Source organism: Litoribacterium kuwaitense (assembly GCF_011058155.1).
Taxonomy (GTDB): Bacteria; Bacillota; Bacilli; order Bacillales; family DSM-28697; genus Litoribacterium; species Litoribacterium kuwaitense.
On record NZ_JAALFC010000021.1, the window covers coordinates 1 to 23,685 of the forward strand.

At 40.7% G+C, this 23,685-nt stretch carries 22 protein-coding genes; 13 read left to right on the plus strand and 9 right to left on the minus strand.

All coding sequences use genetic code 11. The features are described 5' to 3' along the window. Positions 1 to 177: 177 nt before the first annotated feature. Positions 178 to 1,023, plus strand: a complete 846-nt coding sequence (locus G4V62_RS11380) for an SDR family oxidoreductase (protein ID WP_165202305.1) — start codon at positions 178 to 180, stop codon at positions 1,021 to 1,023. A 100-nt stretch (positions 1,024 to 1,123) separates the two neighbouring features. Here the strand turns inward: G4V62_RS11380 and G4V62_RS11385 are convergent, their stop codons facing one another. After that, a complete protein-coding gene (locus tag G4V62_RS11385) occupies positions 1,124 to 1,819 on the minus strand; it encodes a YetF domain-containing protein (RefSeq protein ID WP_165202307.1) in 696 nt (231 codons plus the stop codon). Between the two features lie 139 nt (positions 1,820 to 1,958). Between G4V62_RS11385 and G4V62_RS11390 the strand changes: the two genes are divergently transcribed. Beyond that, positions 1,959 to 2,708: an SDR family NAD(P)-dependent oxidoreductase gene (locus G4V62_RS11390; RefSeq protein WP_165202309.1), complete on the plus strand. Its 750-nt coding sequence runs from the start codon at positions 1,959 to 1,961 to the stop codon at positions 2,706 to 2,708. Between the two features lie 372 nt (positions 2,709 to 3,080). Further along, positions 3,081 to 3,878 carry a methyl-accepting chemotaxis protein gene (locus G4V62_RS11395; RefSeq protein WP_165202311.1) on the plus strand — a complete coding sequence of 266 codons (798 nt, stop codon included), beginning with the start codon at positions 3,081 to 3,083 and terminating at the stop codon, positions 3,876 to 3,878. 328 nt (positions 3,879 to 4,206) lie between these two features. On the opposite strand, the gene G4V62_RS11400 is transcribed toward G4V62_RS11395, so the two are convergent. Then, entirely contained in the window at positions 4,207 to 5,019 is an 813-nt protein-coding gene (locus G4V62_RS11400; protein WP_446685521.1) for a thermonuclease family protein, read from the minus strand. A 435-nt stretch (positions 5,020 to 5,454) separates the two neighbouring features. Here G4V62_RS11400 and G4V62_RS11405 point away from each other — a divergent pair, with 435 nt between their 5' ends. The 9 genes from G4V62_RS11405 (at position 5,455) to G4V62_RS11445 (ending at position 14,168) form a co-directional block, all read left to right on the plus strand. Next, positions 5,455 to 6,291, plus strand: a complete 837-nt coding sequence (locus G4V62_RS11405; protein WP_165202313.1) for an ABC transporter permease — start codon at positions 5,455 to 5,457, stop codon at positions 6,289 to 6,291. An 88-nt stretch (positions 6,292 to 6,379) separates the two neighbouring features. Beyond that, positions 6,380 to 7,285 (plus strand): ABC transporter ATP-binding protein, encoded by a 906-nt coding sequence (locus G4V62_RS11410; protein WP_376768309.1) that lies wholly within the window; start codon positions 6,380 to 6,382, stop codon positions 7,283 to 7,285. 2 nt (positions 7,286 to 7,287) lie between these two features. Next, positions 7,288 to 8,439, plus strand: coding sequence for an extracellular solute-binding protein (locus G4V62_RS11415; RefSeq protein ID WP_165202315.1), 1,152 nt, complete (start codon positions 7,288 to 7,290; stop codon positions 8,437 to 8,439). A gap of 24 nt (positions 8,440 to 8,463) precedes the next feature. After that, positions 8,464 to 9,300, plus strand: a complete 837-nt coding sequence (locus tag G4V62_RS11420) for an ABC transporter permease (protein WP_165202317.1) — start codon at positions 8,464 to 8,466, stop codon at positions 9,298 to 9,300. A 66-nt stretch (positions 9,301 to 9,366) separates the two neighbouring features. Then, positions 9,367 to 10,170 carry an inositol monophosphatase family protein gene (locus G4V62_RS11425; protein WP_165202319.1) on the plus strand — a complete coding sequence of 268 codons (804 nt, stop codon included), beginning with the start codon at positions 9,367 to 9,369 and terminating at the stop codon, positions 10,168 to 10,170. After that, the gene (locus tag G4V62_RS11430; RefSeq protein WP_165202321.1) at positions 10,167 to 10,940 is read left to right on the plus strand and encodes a glycerophosphodiester phosphodiesterase; all 774 of its coding nucleotides are present in this window, start codon (positions 10,167 to 10,169) and stop codon (positions 10,938 to 10,940) included. Before G4V62_RS11425 ends, G4V62_RS11430 begins: the two co-directional genes overlap by 4 nt. A gap of 156 nt (positions 10,941 to 11,096) precedes the next feature. Then, entirely contained in the window at positions 11,097 to 11,813 is a 717-nt protein-coding gene (locus G4V62_RS11435) for a GntR family transcriptional regulator (protein ID WP_165202323.1), read from the plus strand. Positions 11,814 to 12,069: 256 nt separating this feature from the next. Further along, on the plus strand, positions 12,070 to 13,020 hold the full coding sequence (locus tag G4V62_RS11440) for a phytanoyl-CoA dioxygenase family protein (RefSeq protein WP_165202325.1): 951 nt from the start codon (positions 12,070 to 12,072) through the stop codon (positions 13,018 to 13,020). A 185-nt stretch (positions 13,021 to 13,205) separates the two neighbouring features. Beyond that, positions 13,206 to 14,168 carry a LacI family DNA-binding transcriptional regulator gene (locus G4V62_RS11445; RefSeq protein WP_165202327.1) on the plus strand — a complete coding sequence of 321 codons (963 nt, stop codon included), beginning with the start codon at positions 13,206 to 13,208 and terminating at the stop codon, positions 14,166 to 14,168. Positions 14,169 to 14,330: 162 nt separating this feature from the next. Here G4V62_RS11445 and G4V62_RS11450 read toward each other — a convergent pair whose 3' ends face one another. From G4V62_RS11450 to G4V62_RS11475, 6 genes are all read right to left on the minus strand, one after another. Continuing rightward, positions 14,331 to 15,011, minus strand: coding sequence for a phytanoyl-CoA dioxygenase family protein (locus G4V62_RS11450; protein WP_165202329.1), 681 nt, complete (start codon positions 15,009 to 15,011; stop codon positions 14,331 to 14,333). Then, complete coding sequence (locus tag G4V62_RS11455; protein WP_165202331.1) at positions 15,008 to 15,808, minus strand: AraC family transcriptional regulator; 801 nt, start codon at positions 15,806 to 15,808, stop codon at positions 15,008 to 15,010. Before G4V62_RS11455 ends, G4V62_RS11450 begins: the two co-directional genes overlap by 4 nt. Before the next feature lie 371 nt (positions 15,809 to 16,179). Next, positions 16,180 to 16,794: a hypothetical protein gene (locus tag G4V62_RS11460; RefSeq protein ID WP_165202333.1), complete on the minus strand. Its 615-nt coding sequence runs from the start codon at positions 16,792 to 16,794 to the stop codon at positions 16,180 to 16,182. After that, positions 16,761 to 17,831, minus strand: a complete 1,071-nt coding sequence (locus tag G4V62_RS11465) for an alpha-L-fucosidase (RefSeq protein ID WP_165202335.1) — start codon at positions 17,829 to 17,831, stop codon at positions 16,761 to 16,763. The genes G4V62_RS11460 and G4V62_RS11465 overlap by 34 nt, the downstream gene beginning before the upstream one ends. Before the next feature lie 166 nt (positions 17,832 to 17,997). Continuing rightward, complete coding sequence (locus G4V62_RS11470) at positions 17,998 to 19,398, minus strand: MFS transporter (protein WP_246218400.1); 1,401 nt, start codon at positions 19,396 to 19,398, stop codon at positions 17,998 to 18,000. A gap of 285 nt (positions 19,399 to 19,683) precedes the next feature. Next, a complete protein-coding gene (locus tag G4V62_RS11475) occupies positions 19,684 to 20,781 on the minus strand; it encodes a mandelate racemase/muconate lactonizing enzyme family protein (protein ID WP_165202337.1) in 1,098 nt (365 codons plus the stop codon). Positions 20,782 to 21,361: 580 nt separating this feature from the next. On the opposite strand from G4V62_RS11475, the gene G4V62_RS11480 reads away from it, so the two are divergent. After that, positions 21,362 to 22,234 carry a helix-turn-helix transcriptional regulator gene (locus tag G4V62_RS11480; protein ID WP_165202339.1) on the plus strand — a complete coding sequence of 291 codons (873 nt, stop codon included), beginning with the start codon at positions 21,362 to 21,364 and terminating at the stop codon, positions 22,232 to 22,234. Positions 22,235 to 22,551: 317 nt separating this feature from the next. Here the strand turns inward: G4V62_RS11480 and G4V62_RS11485 are convergent, their stop codons facing one another. Continuing rightward, positions 22,552 to 23,484 (minus strand): AraC family transcriptional regulator, encoded by a 933-nt coding sequence (locus tag G4V62_RS11485; RefSeq protein WP_165202341.1) that lies wholly within the window; start codon positions 23,482 to 23,484, stop codon positions 22,552 to 22,554. Positions 23,485 to 23,685: the final 201 nt, after the last annotated feature.

Sequence of the window (23,685 nt, forward strand, 5' to 3'; positions counted from 1 at the left end):
TGGCCACAGATCGAATTAAAAAGATGAAAGCGGAACAAATGTCCAAGGCAGCGTGAATTAAAGCACGATATATTTTAAAAAAACATGTAAAACACCAAGGGACTACTCTACACTTTTTTAAAAAAGGGACTTATGAAATTAACTCAGATAAATAAAGAATGGGAGGAGTTTGGCAGTATGGATTTACCTTTTCAAGTTGACTTGCAAAATAAAGTAGCGGTCATCACTGGCGGAAGTGGTGTGCTTGGGTCCGTATTAAGTCAAGCCTTGGCTCGTTGTGGAGCAAAAGTAGCCGTTTTAGCACGAAATCAAGAGAAAATTGACCGCGTCGTCAACACGATTAACAACAACGGCGGTAACGCACGTGGGTATAGCGTCGATGTGCTTGACCAGCAGCAGCTATTGGAGGTCAAAAAGCAAATCAATGAGACATGGGGATCCATTGATATTCTAATTAATGGCGCAGGGGGAAATCATCCTAAAGCAACGACGAGCCAAGAATATTATGGCGAAAAAGCAACACAAGATACGCAGACTTTTTTCGATTTAGAATCTGCGGCCGTCGATGAGCTATTCCAGCTTAATTTTTCCGGTACTTTAATTCCGACACAAGTTTTTGCGAAAGATATGCCCCAAACTTCAGGGGCGACGATTATCAATATCTCATCGATGAATGCTTTTACCCCGCTCACTAAAATACCAGCATACAGCGGCGCTAAAGCAGCGGTAACGAATTTTACCCAATGGTTAGCTGTTCACTTTTCTAAAGTGGGCATCCGGGTCAATGCAATGGCTCCCGGCTTCTTTTTAACAGAACAAAACCGCAATCTTCTGTTAGATGAACAAGGGAATTACACAGAACGGGCGGATAAAATTATTTCGCAAACACCGATGGAACGTTTCGGAGAAGCGGAAGAGCTCGTTGGGACTTTGTTATGGCTTGTTGATTCGCGTGCTTCCAGCTTCGTCAACGGTATCGTCGTCCCGATTGATGGCGGCTTTTCAGCTTATTCTGGTGTGTAGAAGCTGATCGCGCCAGATTTGTAAGCATCTCATGAGTGTATGGATACTCATTGGGATGCTTCTTTAATGGCTTTCGTATGGGCTGCATAAAGTAAGGGGCTTAACGTACGCTATCATTTCTTTTATCGATGTATAACGCCCCGTCTTTGTTTATTTCCGCATAAAAGACATCTGAAACAGATTGTACTCCAGCTTGTTGTAATTGTTGAATAATCCACTCCTCACGAAGTTGTAATTTTTCTAAGTTCAAATGATCAATTTCCCCGTCAGAAATGACTTGCGTCGGTGTCGCTATTGTTGCTGTTTTTAAGGGGATATTCATATCCTGTTTTGTTACTGTTTGTTTACCGTCTTTTTTAATCGCTGACAGCTTCCCATCTGTTTCAAGGATTGCGTAGTCAACGTCTTGAATAGAAAAAATATTTTTCTTTCGCAATAATCCTTTTAACGCATCAATATCTAACCTCATCTTTTTAAGCTCTTTTTCCATCACCTGCCCTTGTTTAATCACAATCACAGGCTGTCCTTCAATCATCGTTCGTAACGTTTTTGATTTAATATCAACTAGCCCCATAACAATCGTTAATAAGGCCCAAATGACAAGAGCATAAACGCCGTAAGTGATGCTGATCGATTGGTTCACCGTTATAGAAGCAGCCAGCGTTCCAATTGCAATTGCAGAAGCAAAATTAAAAAATGTTAACTGACTGATCTCTTTGCGGCCAATGAGTCTTGTTAAAATTAACAAAACAAAAAATGACACAAAAATGCGTAATGTAGCCTCTATATAATCCACATGCGATACCTCCTAGTGATCATTTTTGCCAAAATCCTTTAAAATATGAGCAAGTGATAATACTGCTGCATTTTTTTATGAATTTTTGAATGGTAAAATCAAATAGTAAAGTAAAATAATATAGTAGAAGGAGAATTATATGAGCAAAACAGCGATTATTACAGGAGCAGGAAGCGGATTAGGGATGGCGACAGCGCTTCGTTTAGCTCAAGAAGGTGTTAACATTTCAGTCGTGGATGTCGATGCCGAGGCTGGGAATGAAACGGTTGAACAACTCAAAAGCGCTGGTGTGGAAGCGCTTTTTATACAAGCGGACGTTTCAAAGCAAGAGGACGTAAAAAAGTACGTAGAGCAAACGGTTGAACAGTTTGGCGGCATCGATTATTTCTTTAACAATGCTGGAATTTCAGGTAGTGGAAAATACTTTTTGGAGACAACGATTGATGAAATCGATAAGATCGTAGGCATTAATCTTCTTGGAGCCTTATACGGAGTTCGGTATGTCGCAGAAGTGATGGTGAGAAATGGCGGGGGCTCAATTGTAAATACTTCTTCAAGTGCAGGGGTCACCGGTCAAGACTCAGTTGTGACTTATGCGGCCACGAAACATGCCGTAGTTGGCATGACAAAAAGTCTTGTTGCGGAATATGCGAGTGCTGGGCTTCGGGTAAATGCGGTCGCGCCTGGACCGACAGAAACAAAGATGGTCAAGGAATTTTATGAAGCAAACCCTAAAATGAAAGAAAATGCGACAGGTGGCATTCCACAAAAACGTCTTGGAACCCCTGAAGAAGTAGCAGAGCTCGTGACATTTTTACTTACTTCTAAAGCGCAGTATATTAATGGAGAAGTTATTCGGATTGATGGAGGCTTCACAAACACAAAATAATAGCAAATAACATCATTCTCCATAAGAAGCGGTTTTTAGTTCGTAAACTGAAGAGCAAGGAGCTTATTAAGTGTAGACAAACGGGTTGTTCGTTTTGTCTACACTTATTTCATTTTTTAACCTTAATTAGCAATTGTCAAAGGGCAGTTCTTAAGCTGTCCATACTTACTTCTATGCTGGGTGAAATTCAACTGAAAGCATCCCGCATATTGCTTTTATCATATTACTTAAAATGGGAATTGGTGAAATTACTTAAATTTGAAAAGCGAATAAAATATTGATTTAAAGTTTAATTAACCTTCTTTTTATGTCGATATATATATGTGAAAAGAAGGAGGTATCATTTTTTAAGAAAAAGTCGACGCATTTATCATGTCAATTCCGTATATAAAAGAAATTTTACAAGAAAAACCAATGATTACCGTATTTGATCATGAAAAATACTTATTTTATGCTCCGAGCGATGAATTAAACTTCGGTCATCAGCCTGGAGATCCCTTACCAGAAGGCTATTTAAATTATCAAATGGTGAACGAGACAGGTACGACAGTCGTCAAGGTTGGTGAAGAAGAATTCGGGGTTCCGTTTAATAGTATATCGTTTCCAATAAAAGAAAATGATGAGATCATTGCTGCTGTCAATGTTGCGGTTAGTACAAGAAAACAAGATACGTACTCAAATATAGTAAGGTCTATTGACAGTATTGCTGATTCATTGTTAGACAAAGTTCAAGATATTGCAGCGCATTCCGAGGAGCTATCTGCGACGACAGAGCAGGTGTCGGAAAATACAAAAATGGCTGCGGCTTATTCCACAAAGGTAACGGATGTGACAGGAACGATTAAAGGAATTAGTGAGCAAACGAATTTATTAGGTTTAAATGCAGCTATTGAAGCAGCGAGAGTAGGGAGTGCAGGGGCAGGTTTTGGAGTCGTGGCAAAAGAGGTAAGAAAGCTATCCAATGATTCCAAAGCTGCAACCGTGAGCATTGAAGAAACTTTGAATGCAATTAAAAATTCCATAAGCAGGCTCGAGAACGATTTTCAGGAAATAGCACAATCGTCTCAAGAGGAGGCGATGCTCTTGCAAGATTTTATGCAAGAGATTGAGAAGTTGAAAAACACGTCAAGCGATCTAAAAGCGTTTATGGAGGAAAACATCCTAAGCTAAGCAACAGCCTGTTATCATCACACGTTGTTTTAATCAAAAAATTTATATATCATTCATACTGTTACTGTCTGAGGGAAGACAAAGACGATTCACACGTTTTAGTCGCTTAAGCAGTCTCTTCGTTCATTTTCAGCCTGGCTTGGTAAGCCCTAGGCGCAACAGGCGATCAAGGACTAGAATAGAACATGAGTTCATAAGAGGACGAGTGAGATAAGCTGCGACGGATGAAAGAGAAGAGTTGTCAACAAGCTGAGGTGACTTAGTTCTATGCTAAGTCACCTTTACTTAGGATTTTTATCGTATTGAGGTCTAGTTAAGTCATAGTTCGTTACAAGCTCTCACAAACAATACCATTGTTGTCCCCATCTAATCGATGGGGATCTTCTTCAGGTCCGCCAGCCGCTTCGAAAAATCGCTGTGCTTCCGCTTGGGTGCTGAAATCATTGCAATCACGGTCTGGCCCGAACGGATCGTAGGGCAGGTCAGATAGGTTTTGTTTAGTAGGAGTAGAGGCAGTCTGTGCTTCTTTTTGATCGTTTTCTTCTTCTTTTTCGTTTTCCAGTGATTTTTCTGAGCTCTCTACCTTTTCCATATCAAATCCATCCTCTGTTGCATATCCTTCGATGCTCCAAATGCCCTTCTTCGTCGCCCGTGCCATTTCTTCAGCCCCGATAAACGCTTCTTGGTGTGTGTATGGTGGATCATATACGTACGCGAATCGTGCAAGTCCTTCGTCTAACAACATTTGATTAAAGTTTTGCCCGTCAATCCAGATGTAGGCGAGGAGGCGATCGTATTTATCTCTTTTTGGACCATCATATTCTAGTTGTACCGCCTCTCCTTCTAAGGTGTCTGTAGCGAATTGACTGGCTTCTGGACCAAACGCCTGTACAGGTAAATTCGGATGCTTTGTCTCAGGGGTGTCTACGAGCAGTAAGCGAATCGACTCTTCTTTTCCTTCAAGACTCACTTCGATCGTATCTCCATCCACGACCCGCGTTACTTCAGCATCGACAAGTGGCGATTGTTCACGTTCTTCTACAGACGTATTTTTTTCGGTACGGTCATCAGCCTGACTACAGCCGATTAAAAGCGCAGGTAAGACACATAGTGTAAATAAAAATTTTTTCAAAGATGTCACCTCGTTTGATGTCGTGCAAATTTTTCGGATAGATTCATGCTTTCCAAGATTTCTATGTTATGCCTTTTTGGTCGTTTTGTAAACCGTTTGTAAATGCGGCAGTTTATTTTTTGCATGTTATCTATGTTTCTTATGAGATAAATGTTGTTGTGAGTGGGTTTTTAAATACTTCACTGTGTTTCGATAAAGATGTCTAGACATTAACGAGAAATTTACTTCGCCTTTATTATTTATTCAAGATTTATTGGTAAAGTGTAATTAACATAAAAGGAGATCATTGCTGGGTTTTATAGATTTTATTAAGAGGTGATCAACGAAAACATCTAAATGTCTCCTTTATAGATGTCTGTACATATAAGAGGTGATCTAATGTAGTCTAAGCTTCTGAGAGTGAATGGAGTACATGATAACAGTGATAAAAATGGGAGAAGACAAATGAGATATCTAAACCCAAAGCGTTTTTATTTTGCGGTAGGAAGAAGGAAATTTTTAGAGTTCATCTTATTTACTATGTTTTTATTGTTTTTTTACGCGCCGCTTCTCAATACGTTCATGTTGGCATTTGCAGATGTATATCAAGCGCCAGCAGTGATTCCACAAAAGTTTGGTTTTCAATGGTGGGAATTCGTATTATCTAAAGAATCACTCCTCACATCGATCGTCAATTCTTTTATTATCGCTATAGTGACAACTGTGCTGTCGTTGTTGGTTTGTATTCCAGCAGCTTATGCTCTATCGAGATATCAGTTTACGGGTAAAAAAGTCGTTATGTTTTCTTATCTTCTTACAAACGCGTTTCCAAAGATGGGCCTTTATGTATCCATGGGGATATTGTTTTACAAGTTTGATTTGATGGGTACGTTTGCTGGTGTTGTCATCGTCCATATGATTAATACACTGATGTTTATGGTGTGGTTACCAATGGGGGCTTTCCGAAACATTCATGTCCAACAAGAAGAGGCTGCAAGGGACGTCGGAGCAAGACCATTTCAAACCTTTATGAAAATCACTTTGCCTTTAGCGATGCCAGGTATAGCAGTTGCTGCAATTTTTACTTTTTTAGGATCGCTTCAGGAATCAGAAGGAACGCTTCTTGTCGGTTTTCCTGAAATCAATACGATGGCGACAGAGATGTATGGCATTATTTTGGAATATCCAGCAACAGCGGGCTCAGTATTTGCTTTGATTTTACTTGTTCCGACATTGATCATTATTTCATTTTTTAGACGTTTCATCGATCCTAATTCGATCACTGGAGGAATGAAGAAATAGAAAGGAGCAATTCAATGGCGTATGCAATACCAAAAGTCCAAATTCGTGACGTCACAAAAAATACCCCAATGGAGATGGAATAGAAAACATCCATCTCGATATTCATGAAGGCGAAATTCTCACCTTACTTGGTCCGTCAGGGTGTGGAAAAACAACCCTTTTACGAATTATCGGCGGATTTAATGATGTCAATCAGGGACAGGTGATGATTGGTAAAGAAAATATCCTTCATTTACCTCCTGAACAACGGCAGACGGCTATGGTTTTCCAAAGCTATAATTTGTGGCCGCATATGACAGTGTATGAGAACTTAGCTTTTGGCCTCAAGTTGCGCAAGAAACCAAAGGCGCAGATTAAAGAAGAAATTACAAACATCATGAAAATGATCAGAATAGAAGGTTATGAGAAGAAATATCCGAGCCAGCTATCAGGTGGTCAGCAGCAGAGGGTTGCAATCGCGAGAGCCTTGCTTTTAGAACCGGAAGTATTACTGCTTGATGAACCTTTTTCAGCGCTTGATGCAAAGATTCGGATGCAAATGCGCGAGGAATTAAAAAGAATTCAATCTGACATGAACATCACCGTCGTTTTTGTAACGCATGATCAAGAAGAAGCGATGTCTCTGTCTCACCGAATTGTCGTCATGGATAAAGGGCATATAGCACAAATCGGAACACCAACAGATATTTACGATCACCCAGTCTCAAAGTATGTTGCATCGTTTATTGGTGAAATGAACTTTATTGTTCAAGGTGGCGAAGAATTGGCATTTAGGCCAGAAAGTGTGATTATGCAACATAAAGATCAATCCGGTCAATACAAAGGGAGGATTGAAAGTTTGATGGTTCTTGGGCATTTCGTCAACATTAAAATTGACATTGGACATCAAATGATCAAAGCATATGTCCCACGATCTCATGACATGAATTTCACAGAAGGTATGGATGTTTCGTTTGATGTTGAGCAATACAAAACATTTACTAAAGGAGCATAATGATGAAAAAACCATTTGCGGTCGCTTTATCTGTATTATTATCCGGAAGCATTTTGGCTGGCTGTGCCTCTGACGCTAGCAATGGCTCTAATGAAAAAGAAGTGATCACCGTTTGGTCAATGGGATCTAACAACATGAAAAATACTTACGAATTACTAAGAGATGAATTTAATGAAAGTTCGTATGGAGAGAAATATGTAATGGATGTTGAGTTTATTTCTTCAGGATCGGGCGCTCAAAGCTTGCAGGATCGTGTATTAGCAGCGAGTAAAGCAGGAGAAACAGAAACAAACTTCGATATTATTGAAGTATCTGACCAAGCTCTTGATGCATTTCTTGACGAAGGAGGAGACGACTTTTTTAGAGCCATTGACCCTGGGAAAATATCAAACTATGAAAATCTTGAAGTCGACTCTTTTTATGGTCAGGATGTCATGGTTCCCTACCGCGGAACAACTGTTGTGTTAGCGTATAACTCAGAAACAGTTCCTAATCCACCGAAAACAACGGATGAACTTATGGCATGGATTAAAGAAAATCCTGGTCGATTCGCTTACAATACCCCGGGAACAGGTGGCGCAGGCGGTTCCTTTGTCACGACAACTGTATATAACAATTTGCCAGAGGAAGCACTGACATCTTCGGATCAAAAATGGATAGAAGAATGGCAAGCTGGCTTCAAGACGTTATCAGAGTTACATCCACACATGTACCAGTCAGGTGGAAAAACGGTGTATCCCAACAAAAACCAGGGGACGCTTGACCTCCTTGCATCAAAATCTATTGATATGACACCAGCATGGGTAGATCAGATCGTTAACCAAAAAAATACCGGGATTCTACCTGATTCTATTGAAATGGTGCAAATTGAGCCAGCATTCACAGGGAACTTAGCGTCTCTGGCTTTGCCAACAATCGGTACAGAAAGTGATGGTGTCTATGCGGTATTAGACTTCATGCTTTCGCAAGAAGCGCAAACAATTTTATTGGACGAAATGGGTGCTTTCCCGGTTGTAGATCCATCAAGTATTGATTCTAAAAATGCTGACATGCTTGCTGGATTTAATATCGATACGTTCAGAACATCAAGATTAGGCTCTCTTGGTATGGAATTAGTGGAAAAGTGGGATAAAGAAATCGCAACATTGGAGTAATCGATATAGGGAAAGGTAGATGTTATGTTAAAGAAATGGAGGCCTTATCTTCTCATTCTTCCATCCATCGTTGTTGTCATTCTTTTTGTGATATATCCAATCATCAACGCGGTCATTCGCAGTTTTAGTCATTCGGAAAATGGATCGTTTACATTTGACAATTATTCCTATTTCTTTACCGATCCGATTCAGTTAGAAAATATTGTTTATACGATATACATTGCAGTAGCGACTGTCATTTTCACGTTACTCATCGCTTATCCATTTTCGATGTATTTAAGATTTAGCCAAACGAAAATTAGCAAGTTAGCTTTTAAACTCATTTTTGTTCCATACTTAGTCCCTGCGATGGTTGCTGTTTATGCAGTGATGTTAGTTATTAATGATGCAGGTGTCATCAATCGGCTGAGTCAACTAATCGGTTTTGATCTCAAGCCAGGGTTCATTTACAATCATAAAGGGATTATTCTTATCAATTTATGGTTTAATATTCCGTTCGTTACGCTGATTATTACAGCAGCATTATCGGGTGTGAAAGATGCATTAATCGAAAGTGCGAGGGATGTTGGTGCAAAAAAGTTGACGATTTTTCGGAATGTTATTTTACCTTTGACATACAAAGATGCCCTACTGGCAGCCACCTTTGTGTTTATGAGCAATGTTGCTTCCTTTACAACGCCTTATCTTGTTGGCGGGAATGCTCCGAAGATGCTCGGGATCGCGCTATTCGATCAATTTAACGGGTATATGGCTTACGAGCGTGCAGCGGCACTATCTGTCATTATATTTTTGATTAGCTCAATTTCGGCAATCGTTTATATTTATTCAAATATGAAAGAGAGCCAATGGCAGCAGAAATAAGCAAAATAGCATTAATTTGTTTGAGCGGTTCAACGCCGCTCATTATTGAATAAGAAGGGGTAACCTATGATTGAACAACTATTAAGACGTGCAGAAGACATTGCTGTCGAGGCAGGGCAGTGGGTTGTCGAAAATAAGAAAAATTACAATAAGGTTGAATACAAAAAGAATCACTTAGATGTTGTCACAGCGATCGACGTATTAACCGAAAAAAAGATTATTGCAGCGATTAGGGAAAATTTCCCAACGCATCAGATCATCTCTGAAGAAAGTCAGTCCAGTGTTGAACGATTTTCTCTGATGGATGCAGACGACTATAGTTGGATTATTGATCCAATTGATGGGACAGTGAACTTTATTCACGACATTCCGCATTTTGCTGTATCTATTGGTATTGTAAAAAACGGTGAACCAATCGCCGGCGTAGTTTATGGACCTCAGCAAGGTGAGCTTTTCTCTGCGGCGCAAGGTAAAGGTGCATATTTGAATGGCAAGAAGCTTTCTGTATCAAGACGAACAATGAAAGAAAGTCTTGTGAATACTGGATATGCTTCAAAAGATTGGACAACGGATAGCCCTTTGCAATATGAGTTGAAAAAAATCTATGCGAAGTGTAGAAATATAAAAATCTCTGGATCAGCGAGCTTGGATTTAGCGTATGTCGCTAGTGGAAGAGTTGACGGATTTTGGCAAAGGAATCTATACCCATGGGATTTAGCGGCTGGTTCGCTGCTTGTCTCTGAAGCTGGAGGGCGCTTGTCTAATGTAGTAGGCGAAACGTTTGATATGAAAAAAGGTCACATTTTAGCCACCAATGGTGTCATTCATGATGAGTTAGTTACTATGTTACGTGAGGAGAATAATAGATGAGAGAGATTTTTCAAGCTAAGCAGTCACCCCTTGTTGGAGCGCATCGAGGAGCTTCACACTACTATCCAGAAAATACGATGCTGTCTTTTCAAAAAGCAGTTGAGCTAGGGGCAGACTATATTGAACTTGATGTCCATTTAACGAAGGATAATATCCCTGTCATTATGCATGATGCGAATTTGGAAAGAACCTCGGACGGCAAAGGACGAATTAAAGACTTTACCGTGGAAGAATTAAAGCAATTAGATGTTGGGCGATGGTTTGGCGAAGAATTTGCCGGTCAACGTATTCCAACTCTTCACGAAGTATTATCGTGGTCAAAGGGGCGAACCGGTGTCAGTATTGAAATTAAGCAAATTGAAGAAAGATATGACAATCTAGAGCAGCGGATTTTAGACGTCATCTACGATACAAATACAATGGATCAAGTTCAAGCAATGTCTTTTAATCATAACTCGATTAAGAAAATAAAGGAATTAGACAATCGGATCTTTGCGGGTATCATTCTATTTGCTGAGTTATATGATCCTATTCGTGTTGCGCAGCAAATGAAAGTCGATTTTTATAATACACCTTGGTTATTTCATACGATCGAACAAATTCGTCAGCTCCATGAAGCAGGGTTCGTCGTTTGTGGAGGTCATAATGATCAACCTGAGAAATGGGTAGAGATGCAAGAGTGGGGAATAGATATGGCTGAAACGAATATGCCTGATGTCATGAAGGCACAAACAAAAGAAAAAAGACAATTTGACATCATAGTAAAATAAAGAAGAGCCTTTTGAGTCGAGCAACGTCCTTTAGTTAAAGATTAATAAACGCCGAGTGTCGTTATTTAGCTACGAGATTCGGTTTTTGCTTTAGTTATACGTGTTAAATTACTATATTAAGAGAGATGTCATTGAATAACGAAAGAGTGAAGAGAGATGAAGCCGAGTTATCTAAGAATCAGTGAACAATTAGATCAATATATTAAAGATGGCATTTTTAAAAAAGGTGAAAAGCTTCCTTCAGAGATTGAAATGGCGAGCAATTTTGGCGTTTCAAGAGAGACTTTTCGTTCCGCTGTTAAAGTGCTTGAGCGAGAAGGAAAGCTGTTTGTTAAGCACGGTGCTGGAACGTTCGTCGTCAACCCTTTACCAAACATTGAGAATAATATTGAAACCTTGCAAAGTATTACGGACATGATTCAATCGGCAGGACTGAAGGAAGGAGAGAAACGTGAATCGATCAGTCTCGAACCATGCAATCAAGAATGGGCGGATAAATTGTGCTTGTCTGAGGGTACGCCCGTCATTGTAAATAAACGAACGCGGATGGCTGAAGATGTTCCTGTTGTTGTTTCGATAAACATTATTCCAGAGCAATTTGTTGGAGAAGAGTTTATTCAGCAAGAAGAACTCGGTTCTTTGTTTCAATATTTTGAAGAGCAACGGGGAATTTATATTTCACGTACGGATGTAGAGTTAAATGTGCCCTTGCATACAGATAGAAATTGTCAAAAACTATTAGTCTATCCAGAAACAACCGTTTTAATGTTAAAACAGTTGCATTATGACATTCTCAATGAACCTTTAATGTATTCTATGGACTACTTTCGTACGGATGTTTTTACATTTACGATGAGACGGGCTCGTGGCTGAGGTGTTGTATGGTATTGCAAGTGTCTTTAGAGCGTAAAGAAAGTGATTCACCACTTTCTCTACGCTTTTTTTTGAGAAAGCTTAACTCTGCTCTGATTTTTCGAAAAAGATGAAAGATGCCACCAGTTTTCTGCTTACAGCTTTTAAATAGCAAAAAACTGTTGACCTGAAACGCGTTTCATAAAATATGATTTAAGCGAGGTGTTGGAAGTATTTTCATTTAAAGTAAGCTAAATGGAGAAAGGGAGCTGGTGAAATGAGAAATGCAGGGAACAAAGGGAATCACGATGCATTAGTCATCAGGCAGTCCTTGAACAAACGGTCAAACGACAAGCCTTTACGCGTTTTAAGTGAAGAAGATTGGACATTCTGGCAGGAGAATGGCTACGTCATTGTCCGAAATGCTGTTCCGAAAGAACATATTGCGCGCTTAAAAAAGCTGATTTGGGAATTTGATGAAAAAGATCCGCATGACCCATCAACTTGGTATGCGCCGCCGCGTGCAGAGATGAAAATGGAAGAGCTACAGGGAACTGGAATGGTGGAAATGTACAATCACCAATATTTGTGGGATAACCGAATGTATCCAAAAGTTTATGACGCTTTCGTTGACATTTGGGGCACTGAGGAGCTTTGGACGAGTATCGACCGCTGTAATTTAAATATGCCGAGGAAGGGTGATCATCAGCCACAAGGATTTATCCATTGGGATATAGATACGAGTAAAAGCCCACTCCCGCAAAACGTTCAAGGTGTTTTGTCCTTAGTCGACACGACTGAGGAAATGGGGGGGTTTCAGTGTATTCCTGAATTGTTCCGAGATTTTCCTAACTGGGTAAAAAGTCAACCAGCTGACCGTGATCCTTATCACCCTGATACAACTGGATATGAGCCGACGAAAGTCATTCAAAAGGAAGGCGATCTGCTCATTTTTCATTCGATGCAGCCTCATGGAATACGGCCTAATTTCTCCGATAAACCAAGAATAGCCCAGTACATTTCAATGTACCCTGCGCAGGAAGAGAACGAGTCTCTCAAGGCAGAGAGGATCAAATCTTGGCGCGACCGTATTCCTCCGCAAGGAGACGCTTTCCCTGGTGATCCACGGAAATGGGAGCAACTCAAATACCCTCGTGCTCAATTAAATGAATTAGGAGAAAAGTTATTAGGGTTAAAAAGCTGGCGAGAGGAAGCTAGATCAAAATAGCTTCTAGCAGTGTAGACAAAGTGGGTTGTGCCGCTTGTCTACACTCTTTTATCTCTTATCTCTAACAAAAGCGATGGATCAAATGTTTACAAATCGTGAGACAACGGTCGATTTTTTCGTTCAGGGGGATTTTAACTTGTCAGAGAGAATACATAGATGAAAGTGAACGAAAAAGGAAGATGATGATGCCTAATATTAGAGATATTGCCAGTTTGGCAGGTGTTTCCGCAGCAACGGTTTCCCGAGTGTTGAATCATCACCCTTATGTCAGCCAGGAAAAAAGAGAAGCTGTGCTCAAGGTGATGCAAAAGTATAACTATCAAAAAAATATGAATGCTGTTCATTTAAGTACCGGTAAGACTTTTTTAATTGGCGTCGTTTTGCCATTTTTAGATCATCCATATTTTGCGCAATTGGTTAAGGGCATTGCAAACGAGGCATTGAAACATCAATATAAGCTCATTTTATTCCATACCAACTATGAGGCAGATCGAGAGATAGAAGCTTTAAATATGCTGAAAAATAAACAGGTTGATGCACTTATTATTTGTTCGCGTTGCTTAGAGTGGGAATCAATCGAAGAATATACTTCATATGGCATGATTGTTGTTTGTGAGGACATTAAAAAGCCAAAGGTTTCCTCCACCTTTGTCAATCATTATCAAAGCTTTATGATGGCGTTACAGTATCTCTATGAAAAAGGTCACCAGAGAATTGGGTATTGTGTATGGAGAAAGACTGGAACAAATAGTCGTCAAAGGGAAAAAGCCTATCTTGATTTTCATCGACTTCACAATTTGCCTGTACGGCAAAGCTATATCTTGGCCCATAGGTTATATTTTGAAGATGGTGTACAGATCGTGCACGATTTAAGGAAGTTATCCGATCCCCCGACTGCGCTCTTAGTGACTGGTGATCAAATTGCAGCAGGGATTGTGACCTGTTGTAAAAAAGAAAACATCGCCATTCCTGATCAACTGGCGATCATTGGATTTGATAACCAGCCTATCGCCCAAGTCATGGAGATTACAACGATCGAAATCCCTTTAGAAGCGATGGGCAGACAGCTTTTTCTGCAATCGATCGATTCCTACAATTACACGCACCATGAAATGACAACAACGTTTATTCCGAGAAAAACGGTGTAAGCAGTTGCGTGGTCATCACTTTTGAAGATTACAGCGCTTGAATATTCAAAGAGATATTTCATTTTAGCAGAGCCTAGAAGTTAGTAAAGCTGATCAAAAGACATTGACTCATCTTTTCATCAGCTTTCATCGTAAACGAGCTCGGCCGGCTAAGCTAGTCTACTACTCAGAAGAAGAGATTGGAAAAGCGGCTTTAGCCCAGTTGTAGGGAGGGTCTTCTTGTGTTCCATCCTTATAAGTGGAAATGAGTGCCCAGCGATCTTTACCAGATTGGTTCGGTCGGGAAGCATGAAGTAATAAATCGTGAAAAATGATGGCATCACCTTTGGCAACAGGTAGATCAATCACTTTGGTTGGATCTATCTCTTCTTCGTTAAGCCGATTGCCAAAACCTAGCCCGTCAGAAGCATCACCGTTGTGGCGTATATCACCAAGTAAGTGTGAGCCTGGTACAACTCGTAAACACCCATTGTCTAATCGCGCATCATCCAAGGCGACCCAAACGGAATATTTATGGCTCCCTTCCCAATATGGGTAATCCTGGTGCCAAGGAGACCCAAAGTCGGTACCTGCATTTTTAAACACAATTTTAACACTGAGAAAAACAACGTCGTTTCCAATAATCTCTTTCAAGGCAGTTACGAGCTTCGGGTTTGCTGCAAATTTTTTAAATGCAGGACTTGCTACAGCCATCCCAAGATAGACGCCTTCATTGTTGACTTGCTTATCATTCAGCACTTTTACAGCCTCATCTTTAAGAATGTGTACTTCATGCTCGGATAATAAGCTTTTAATGACTACATAACCTTCACGATTAAAATTTTCCTTATATGAATTTGTCATTTCAACTTTCCTTTCTGAATGTCAGTAGGGGTAAGCCCTTTATTGGTTTTTACGATGCGTGAAAAATGATAAGGGGATTTAAAGCCGCAACGGTCAGCAATTTCTTTGACGGTTAATCCAGTCGTCCGTAAAAGTTCAACGCCGCGCTCCATACGATATTTCCAAATATATTGCATGGGGGTCATCCTTGTATTTTGGCGGAATAATCTGACTAAATAACTTACAGAAATACATCCTTTAGAAGCTAGCAGAGATAACGTTAATTCCTCATGATAGCGTTCTTGAATCAGTGTTTGAACTAAGGTAACTGCGGGATGAACAGTCAGCTCTTTTACATCATTTTTACACTCAATGGCGTATTGTTGGAATACGGAAAGAGCGAGGGTATTCAGTACAGCACTACTACCTGGGATATTTTGTCTTTGAATTCCTACAAGCGCATCAAGCAATCGGTTCATTTGCTCTGAAATCAGCCGGTGTTGTGGCAATTGATGCATCATCTCTAAAATCTTAACGTCAATGTCGTATTCAAATACAGTAATCCACCGATGCCATGTTTCTTCCTGTGAGGAGAATGCGATATGCACTTGTTGGTCAGGAAGAAGCAACATCATCTGGCCTGGTTTTAGGTCAATCTGTTTGTGACCAATGGTGGTTAACATTGACCCCGAGTGAAGGAGGAGAATCTGTAATTCGCTTTGATGTCTAGGTCCATAAATACAGCCAGGAATGTTAACGATTGAGCCAGCGTAGCATTCTTTTGCTGCAAATACTGGGTATAGATCACCTTTTTCCATGACCTTGCCTCCAATCTGTAATCCTCTCGTTATTAAACATAGCTCATAAAGCGATTTGAGAAAATGCATCTAAAACGCTTCTTTGTGTCTATAATGCGCATGAACATCGTTACAGTAATATAACTTCATAGAAACTTTAACGTGTATGTCGTGTGAGGAGCAGACCATTTCAAACGATCATGCCCAAAATTCTGTGATGCCTATAATGATATGGGGAAGTAAGTGGATGTAAAAATTAGTTCGTTCAATCCAGTTAGATCTTTGACGAATCATATGAGAAAAACAGGTTCGAAAAGAAGATGTAACAAACAGATAAAAGCATGAGCTCGGAAAAGAACGAGCCCATGCTTCAAAGATATACATAAATCTTTTTACTTTGCTTCACTGATGACGAATTGTTTAACGTCGATGCCTAAGTCCTCCCCTTTGTAGGCAGGGTCAGCTAACGTGATGGTAAGTGGGACAATTTGTTTGGCAGGCAAAGTGAAGCGAAGGCTGTCATCTATTAATGCTTTACCAGTGACTGTCTGCTCTTGATCGCCAATCTGAATACGATAGAGACGGCTTTGCTGAGCATTTCCCTGGAAATCAACGAAAACGTTTGTTGTTTTTTCCGATGCTACATAGGCCGTCAGGCGGACCTTCGTTTGTGTTGTGCTCGTATAGTTGCCTTCATCGCAATAGCTATGACCGTAAGAGATATTCTCTGGCGTGATCGTCCAAGTGTCACCTGCTGAAGCAACCGCATTCGTCGGAATCATGCGCAGTTCTTCTTGCAAAGTGACTTTAAGCACTGGAACAAGGGGCTCTTCCAATTGACTTGGTAACGTTATCTTTAATTGATCATTCGTTTGTGCCCACTCTAATGCTTGTGTAGTTCCATCCTCAATGACGTCGGAAACAGAAGAGGCGAGGCCAGGCAAAGTGATTATCGTGCCTTTGGCAGCATCGGTCACGTAAAGGTAAAGGTGATGTCCGTTAACCATGACGTGCCCCCAGTCTTGGGCTGGGAATTTTGTTGCTTCATTGCCGTTGACAATCTCTGGGTGGCGTTTAATCCATTCGCCGATGGAGCGGAGGATGTCGGCTTCAAATTCAACGATTGATCCATCTCCGCGCGGCCGATATTGAGCAAATAATTGCCACCATTTGAGCGCACTTGAATGAGGTAGTTGATCAATTCATTCAGTTTTTCTGAAAAATCAACGTGCTTTTGCCAACTGCGGTATCCCCACGTAGCGTTGTAAATCGATGCCGGTGTTTGCCAGGCACCGTCAAGGTTCACCTGAGGCACTTCATTATCTCCTAGAGTGCGGAAATCGCCAATGTTGTTCCAAATTCTGCTGTTGATCGTTGCCTCGGGCTGGTACTTATAGACGAGAGAAGCGAAAGTTTTACTTTGCTCAAGCGTCGGCGTTCCCATATCAAACCAAACTTCGACAAGAGGACCGTATTGCGTTAACAGCTCCTGAAGCTGCTCCTTTATCACCTCTTCAATCGACTCTGGGATGGTATTGCAATTGTCGTAGTCGAATTCGTGACCTTGGTGCCAGTCGACGAGGGAATAATACAGCCCCAGCTTAAGCCCTTGTTTTTGACACTCCTCTGCTAATAATTGAAGTGCATCTTGTCCAAAAGGGGTCATATCTGCAAGGTTGTAGTTGGTCGTTTTTGTTTTAAACATACTAAAACCGTCGTGGTGCTTCGTTGTGAAGACGATGTATTTCATTCCGGCATCTTTAGCGAGTTGACAAATGGCTTTTGGGTCAAATTTTTCGGCAGAGAATTGCTTTGCAACTTCAAGGTAGTCCTCTTCAGGAATATCCGCCCACATTTGAATTTGTTCACTGTAACCTTTCGTGACTGGCTCGCCATTCCAATTACCGCCAAGCTCTGAATACAAGCCCCAATGAATAAACATGGCGTAGTTCAGCTTTTCCCAATTTGCGATTCGCTCATCAGAACTCCAATCATCCCGGCCGTGAATGCCTGTATACATTTGACTGCTATTTTTTAATTCCATTCAAATTCCCTCTTTTCTAAAAGTCATTTTGTTGTACAGCAAAGGAAAAGGCTGCTGCGTATTTTTTCAGAAAGAATGCTTTACGGTGGTATTGATCATCAGAAAGAGTACTTCACGTCTTAGTATAGGTGTTTTCCCAAGGGAGTCTACTAGATTTCGCAATAAGCTAGCTTCCTTCTCGCACGGCCATTTTCCTTAAGTCTTCACTGATCTTAGGGTGGAGCTTGTCTAAATTATAAAAATATAGTAAGAGCAAGATGAACAGACTAAAGATGATGGGAGCATAAATAAATAAAAACTCGATCATGCTGTAAACATTGTCAGGCTGTTCAGAAACGTTACCGCTAACATAACCAGCAAGACCTAATAACCAGCCAATACCACCAGAAGCAACTCCGCCTCCTAAAACCGTACTAAACGTTCCCCCACTATAGACAAGTCCGTCATTTCGAATTCCTTTTTTCCATTCCCCATAGTCAATTGTATCTGCAAGCATGGCGTATGCGCTACCTAAAAGTGGTGCAAAGCCGATACTGCGAATGAGAGAGCCGGTAAAGATAATGACTAGATTTTGTGAATCGAACGTCATCAATACACTGCCAACGATTAAGAGAATTAAGCCTGATGCAATTGTTTTTCGTCTCCCGAACTTTTTTATGATCAAGGGTGTTAAAAAGAACCCCGCAAGAAGTGGGAGTGTAAAAAATAGATTGAGCGGACCTACGAGATTCGGGTCATCTAAAATGTAGTCGGCATAGTAGACGCCAGCACCTTGAAATATGCCTAAGACAGACCAACCTAGCAGCATGATCGCAAGCAAAATCAGCCAGTATTTGTTCGTGAAAAGTACATAGAAAGAAGCCTCGGCAGAAGGTTTAGCCTTATTTGTTTTTTCGCGGACGGGTTGGACTCTTTCTTTTGTAAAGAAAAATGTCACACTAAAAACAATCACTAAAAGGATCGCATAAATAGTCATGACGAGCTGCCAGCTTCTCGGTTCGCCGCCTAGCCAGTTAACAAAAGGAAGGGTTACCGCTGAAATAACCATCATAACACTAAAATAAGATATCATCCGTAAAATGTTTAGATGATTTCGCTGTGTCGGATCTTGAGTAATTAATGCCCCAAGAGTACCATAAGGAATATTACTTGCAGTGTAAACTAAAAAGTAAATATTGTGGGAGACTAGAGCAAAAAGCAAAATAGTTGTCTGGTCCCATGATGGTGACGCGCTAAAAACGAGAATAAGGGACAGGCCAAAAGGAATCATCGTCCATAAAATCCACGGTCGAGCCCGTCCGTGCTTACTATTCGTCCGATCGACGATATAGCCCATGATAATATTTGTAATGGCATCAAAAAAACGTGTAAAAAACAAAATTGTTCCTAATAATGCAGCGGAGACGCCGATCACGTCGGTATAATAATACATGGCAAAGCTAGCAATGGTGACACCGGCAATTCCGGTGGCCCCGTCTCCGAGGCCATAAGCGACCTGCTCTTTAAACGACACTTTCCCATGCGCGTCTTCACTCGCATGAATGTGTTCTTTAGGCATGCGTGACATTGCAAACCATCCCTTTCTTACACATGATGTATTAAAAGCGCCTTCATAAAACGTTTTCTATGAAAAGTAGCAAGGGGATAACGACAAGGTATGCACTTCGGCTAGCAGCACGTTACTTAAGGTGAACGTCTTTCTTACATAGCAGTGCGCCCGTTCGCGATTAAATGAATGCTTTGGCTTTAAAAGTCATAATGCGAAGTGTAGACAATGTCATAAAAGACTTGTCTACACTTTTTATACAGAAAGAAAACGATTTCAATATTTGCTTAATTGGTCATCGTTGGGTTATCCGATGCGGTATTGTTTCAAGACTTCGTCGGTCAATTTACAACCGAGACCAGCTTCTTGCGGTAAAGTATAATAACCATCGATGACTTTGATCGGATCTTCCCAAATGTTCGCTAGCGATTCGTAACAATTTTCCACCATTGGGACGTTTGATGACGCAGCAGCTAATTGGACGTGAAGTTTTTGCTGCACATTCGTATGAGGAATCACCTCTAAGTCGTAGCAGCGAGCTAAGGCACAGACATCTAACCACTCATCAATGCCAGAGAGCTTTGTTGCATCTGCTTGAACGATATCGACGGCACCAGCTTCAATATAGTCACGGAAATCGTATTTCGTATAAATCGTTTCTCCGACAGCGATCGGAATATCAGTTGCTTGCGCAAGTGCAGCATGATCGCGTTTATTAAAAGGATTCATTGGTTCTTCCAGCCAATAAATATCGAACTCTTCAAGTCTCTTGCTCCATGTTTTTGCTGTTTTAAGGTCCCAGACAGTGTTGACGTCGACCATTAACTTAATATGCTCTGGAATAGCTGTCCTGACTGCCTTTACTCTTTTGTAGTCTTCGCGAGGGTCAGGTCGCCCTAGCTTCATTTTGACAGCGTCAAAGCCGCGATCAATCAGCTTAGTCATATCCGTGATCAGTTCTTCGGTCGTCGCGCCTAGCCAGCCTCCATCTGTGTTATAGGCTTTAACTTTATCTTTGACAGGGCCGAGGTATTTCCAAAGAGGCATGTTAGCTACTTTCAAACGAATGTCCCAGAGGGCAAGGTTAATCGCACAAAGCCCAGCACGAGACACACCTACCTGACCGATAAAGTGATTCGTGTAATGCAGTTCATTTAAAATCGTTTGCTGCATCATTGGGTCTTTACCACGTAAAAGTGGTGCGTAGCAATCGTCAATGGTTGCCTGAACGGCTCTAGTGCCTTTTGTATAATTCCAGTTAAATCCCCAGCCGGAGATGCCTTCATTCGTATCAAGACGAACTGCAACAAATTCGACAGAGTCTAGCTTTGTCTGCGAGTCAGTAATCGCTTTTTGTCCTAAGGGGATATCCAATAAATAGGTCTCAATATTTGTGATTTTCACCAATTTTCTCTCCTTTTAAAAAAATGAAAGCGCATCCAATGTTTTAAACCCTTGCTTCTTAACCGTTTTTCTCCAGATATGCCGTAGTTCTTTATTCGAGGATATGATACGGTTAATGTGAACTACTCACCACTTAGCCTTCGCTTGAAGTGGGAGCTTCTCACTTCCACGACGAAAGCAACCTTTCGTCTCCATGAGCGTTACTTCGGGAAGTTCCTGCCCTAGATGTCCGACGATTCGGAGTTTCTTTCGTACCTTGGATATTTTACGCATGGAAGAATTCGCTTGGTTTTCGCATGATTAGGTTCTCCATGCAACCTCATATATCCAGTTTTCAAAGAACACTTCATACTCTTATGGTAACATACGTTCGGTCAATTAGTACGACTAAAGACGTACTTGACCGAAAAACAATTCATCTCCATCTTATCGCTGGGATGTCACCCTTCACACGCTTGAAGATGGAGACTTCTTGGCAAAAACGTTAAAATATTCTATCATGAAATTTAAAGCAATATAATGTGTTATATCAGCAAAAAAATACCTTATTTTAAGGTGATGAAGGTAGAGGCGTTAACCATTGAAGCCAATTCATAAGCCGTTAAACCCAGAGGGGAAGCTGCCTTTTTTGCTTACGTATCATCATGCAAAGGGGCAAGAGGAAGAATGGCCTGATCATGTTCATGAATGGTGTGAGCTCGTTTACATTCACGAAGGAGAGGCGACATTTATCATTGATCAGCATGTCATGCGAATCAAGAAAGGTGACTTGATCTTTGTTCCGCCCAACGTCATTCATCGAACAAGGGTAGAGCCTGATGACTTGTTAACATCGTCTGCATTATACTTTATGCCGACGTTTTCACAACAAGAGGTGATCAACCATATCATTTTAGTTGACTTGTTTATTCGAGCTAAAAGGAGAAAAGTGTTTCGCTATTCGTTACAAAGAGAAGAACAGAAAGTGATCGAGTCGTATTTGTTTACTATGAATGAAGAGATTCGACATATGAGACATTTTTGGGAAGAAGCAACGTCAGCCCAAATCATACAACTCATGATTCAATTGCATCGTTGGATTGATACGCTCCATTCTGGCGCAGAGAGCACACCGAAAGATTTATTGTGGTTAAAAGCCGTGTTTGCGTATATGGACGATCATTTGCATGAGCCGATACGTTTAGAGGAGTTAGCGCAACAGGCTTGCATCAGTCCCGTGTATTTCAGCAAAAAATTCAAGCAAACGGTTGGAATAACGGTCAGTGAGTTTCTAGTAAAAAAGCGGGTATTAAAAGCGAAGGAGTTATTGCGCGATTCAAATGAGAGCATACAAACAATTGCTGAAATGTCAGGACATCATAGCATGCCTTATTTTTATCGCACTTTTAAGAAGCAGGTAGGGGAGACACCAGCAAAGTATCGAAAAAATGGTGCACATATGATGCAAAATTAACAGGGGTCAGCCTGTTGACAAACGCTCGCATCCGTCGTTACAAGGCTCACTCGTCCGCTCATGAACTGAAGGTTCTATTCGCGTCTTCGCTCCGCCTTTGTGCCTAGGCTGCCAAGCGTTTTCAAGCTAGGCTGAAAGACAGGAACGAGCATATATTAACAAGCATGTATCAGCGGTTAAAAAGACGGTGTCTTCACTCTAAAACCATCAAAAAAAGATGGTTTATTTTTTGTTTTTTTGAAGCACTTTTGAACTTGAGTATGCTCCTTGTTAAGGCGTCTTGTAAAAAGAGCGCGCAAATGATTGAGGTGCTCTACTTAATCAGGGGAGTTCAGACGCTGTGAATCAAACTGGGATAGGTTTCCTTGATCAGTGTGAGTATTTTGCGGTGTCGTGACTGAATTGGACAGTCTGTATTCCATTGGAGTTTGCTGTTCATACCTTTTAAATAGTTTTCCAAAGTAGCTTTGTTCAGTAAATCCGGTTTTTTCAGCAATCTCACCAATCGTTTTGTTTGTTTTTGTTAAGAGGTATTTGGCTTGATTGATGCGAAACTTTTGCAAGTATTCAATCACTGTATATCCTGTCGTTCTCTTAAACAGGCGGGAAAAATAAAAGGGGCTTAACATCATTTCTTTAGCGATGTCTTCGAGCTTTAAAGGCTCAGCAAAATGGTGCTCAATATAGTAAATGGCATGCTGAATTGGATCAGGATATGAAGGCGTTTTCAGAGAAAGTTCATGCGAATCGCCTTTCATTCTTGAAACGATCATATCCGTTAAAATATTGGTAATTACAGCAGAAGCTTTTGCTTCATGACCGACGTGGCGTTTTTCAATTAAATCATAGAGTTGAAAAAACAATGAATGCATATTGTCTGGATCATGTGTGCGAAAAACCGGTGAGTTGTTTCCATTAAGCAATTGAAAATAGTCTTCGGCTTGTCTACCACCAAAATGGATCCACAACACTTCGAAAGGGTCGTCTGGATCGGCATAATAATGATGATGTTGGTTTAAATCAAGGTAGAAAATATCACCTTCGGATACGGTAAAGGTTTTTTCGTGCCACACAACCTTTCCTTTTCCTTTAATAACGTATTTAAGCTGAAATCCAAACAGTGGATCTCTTTTTGTCACATAATTGGGTTTACAAGCAAACCAGCCAACAGAATAGGTGAAAAACCAAAGCTTTTTTGCGGTTTCACTTGCAGAATGAGTGTGAGTGATGTAAAAGAATTCCTTGTTCAAATCAAATCCCTCCTTCTCATTATGTGATCGGAAGACACAATCTTGAGCAAGCAACTCTATTATAACAATAGAAGAATAAAATTGCTTTTCTAAATAAAGGTTTTTGTATATAAGTTGAGGCGAATGGTCATTTTACACCTTTGAAATGTCATAGTGAAGTAGTAGACGTCTTCTTCTCTTAAAATGGAGAGAGCAATTTTG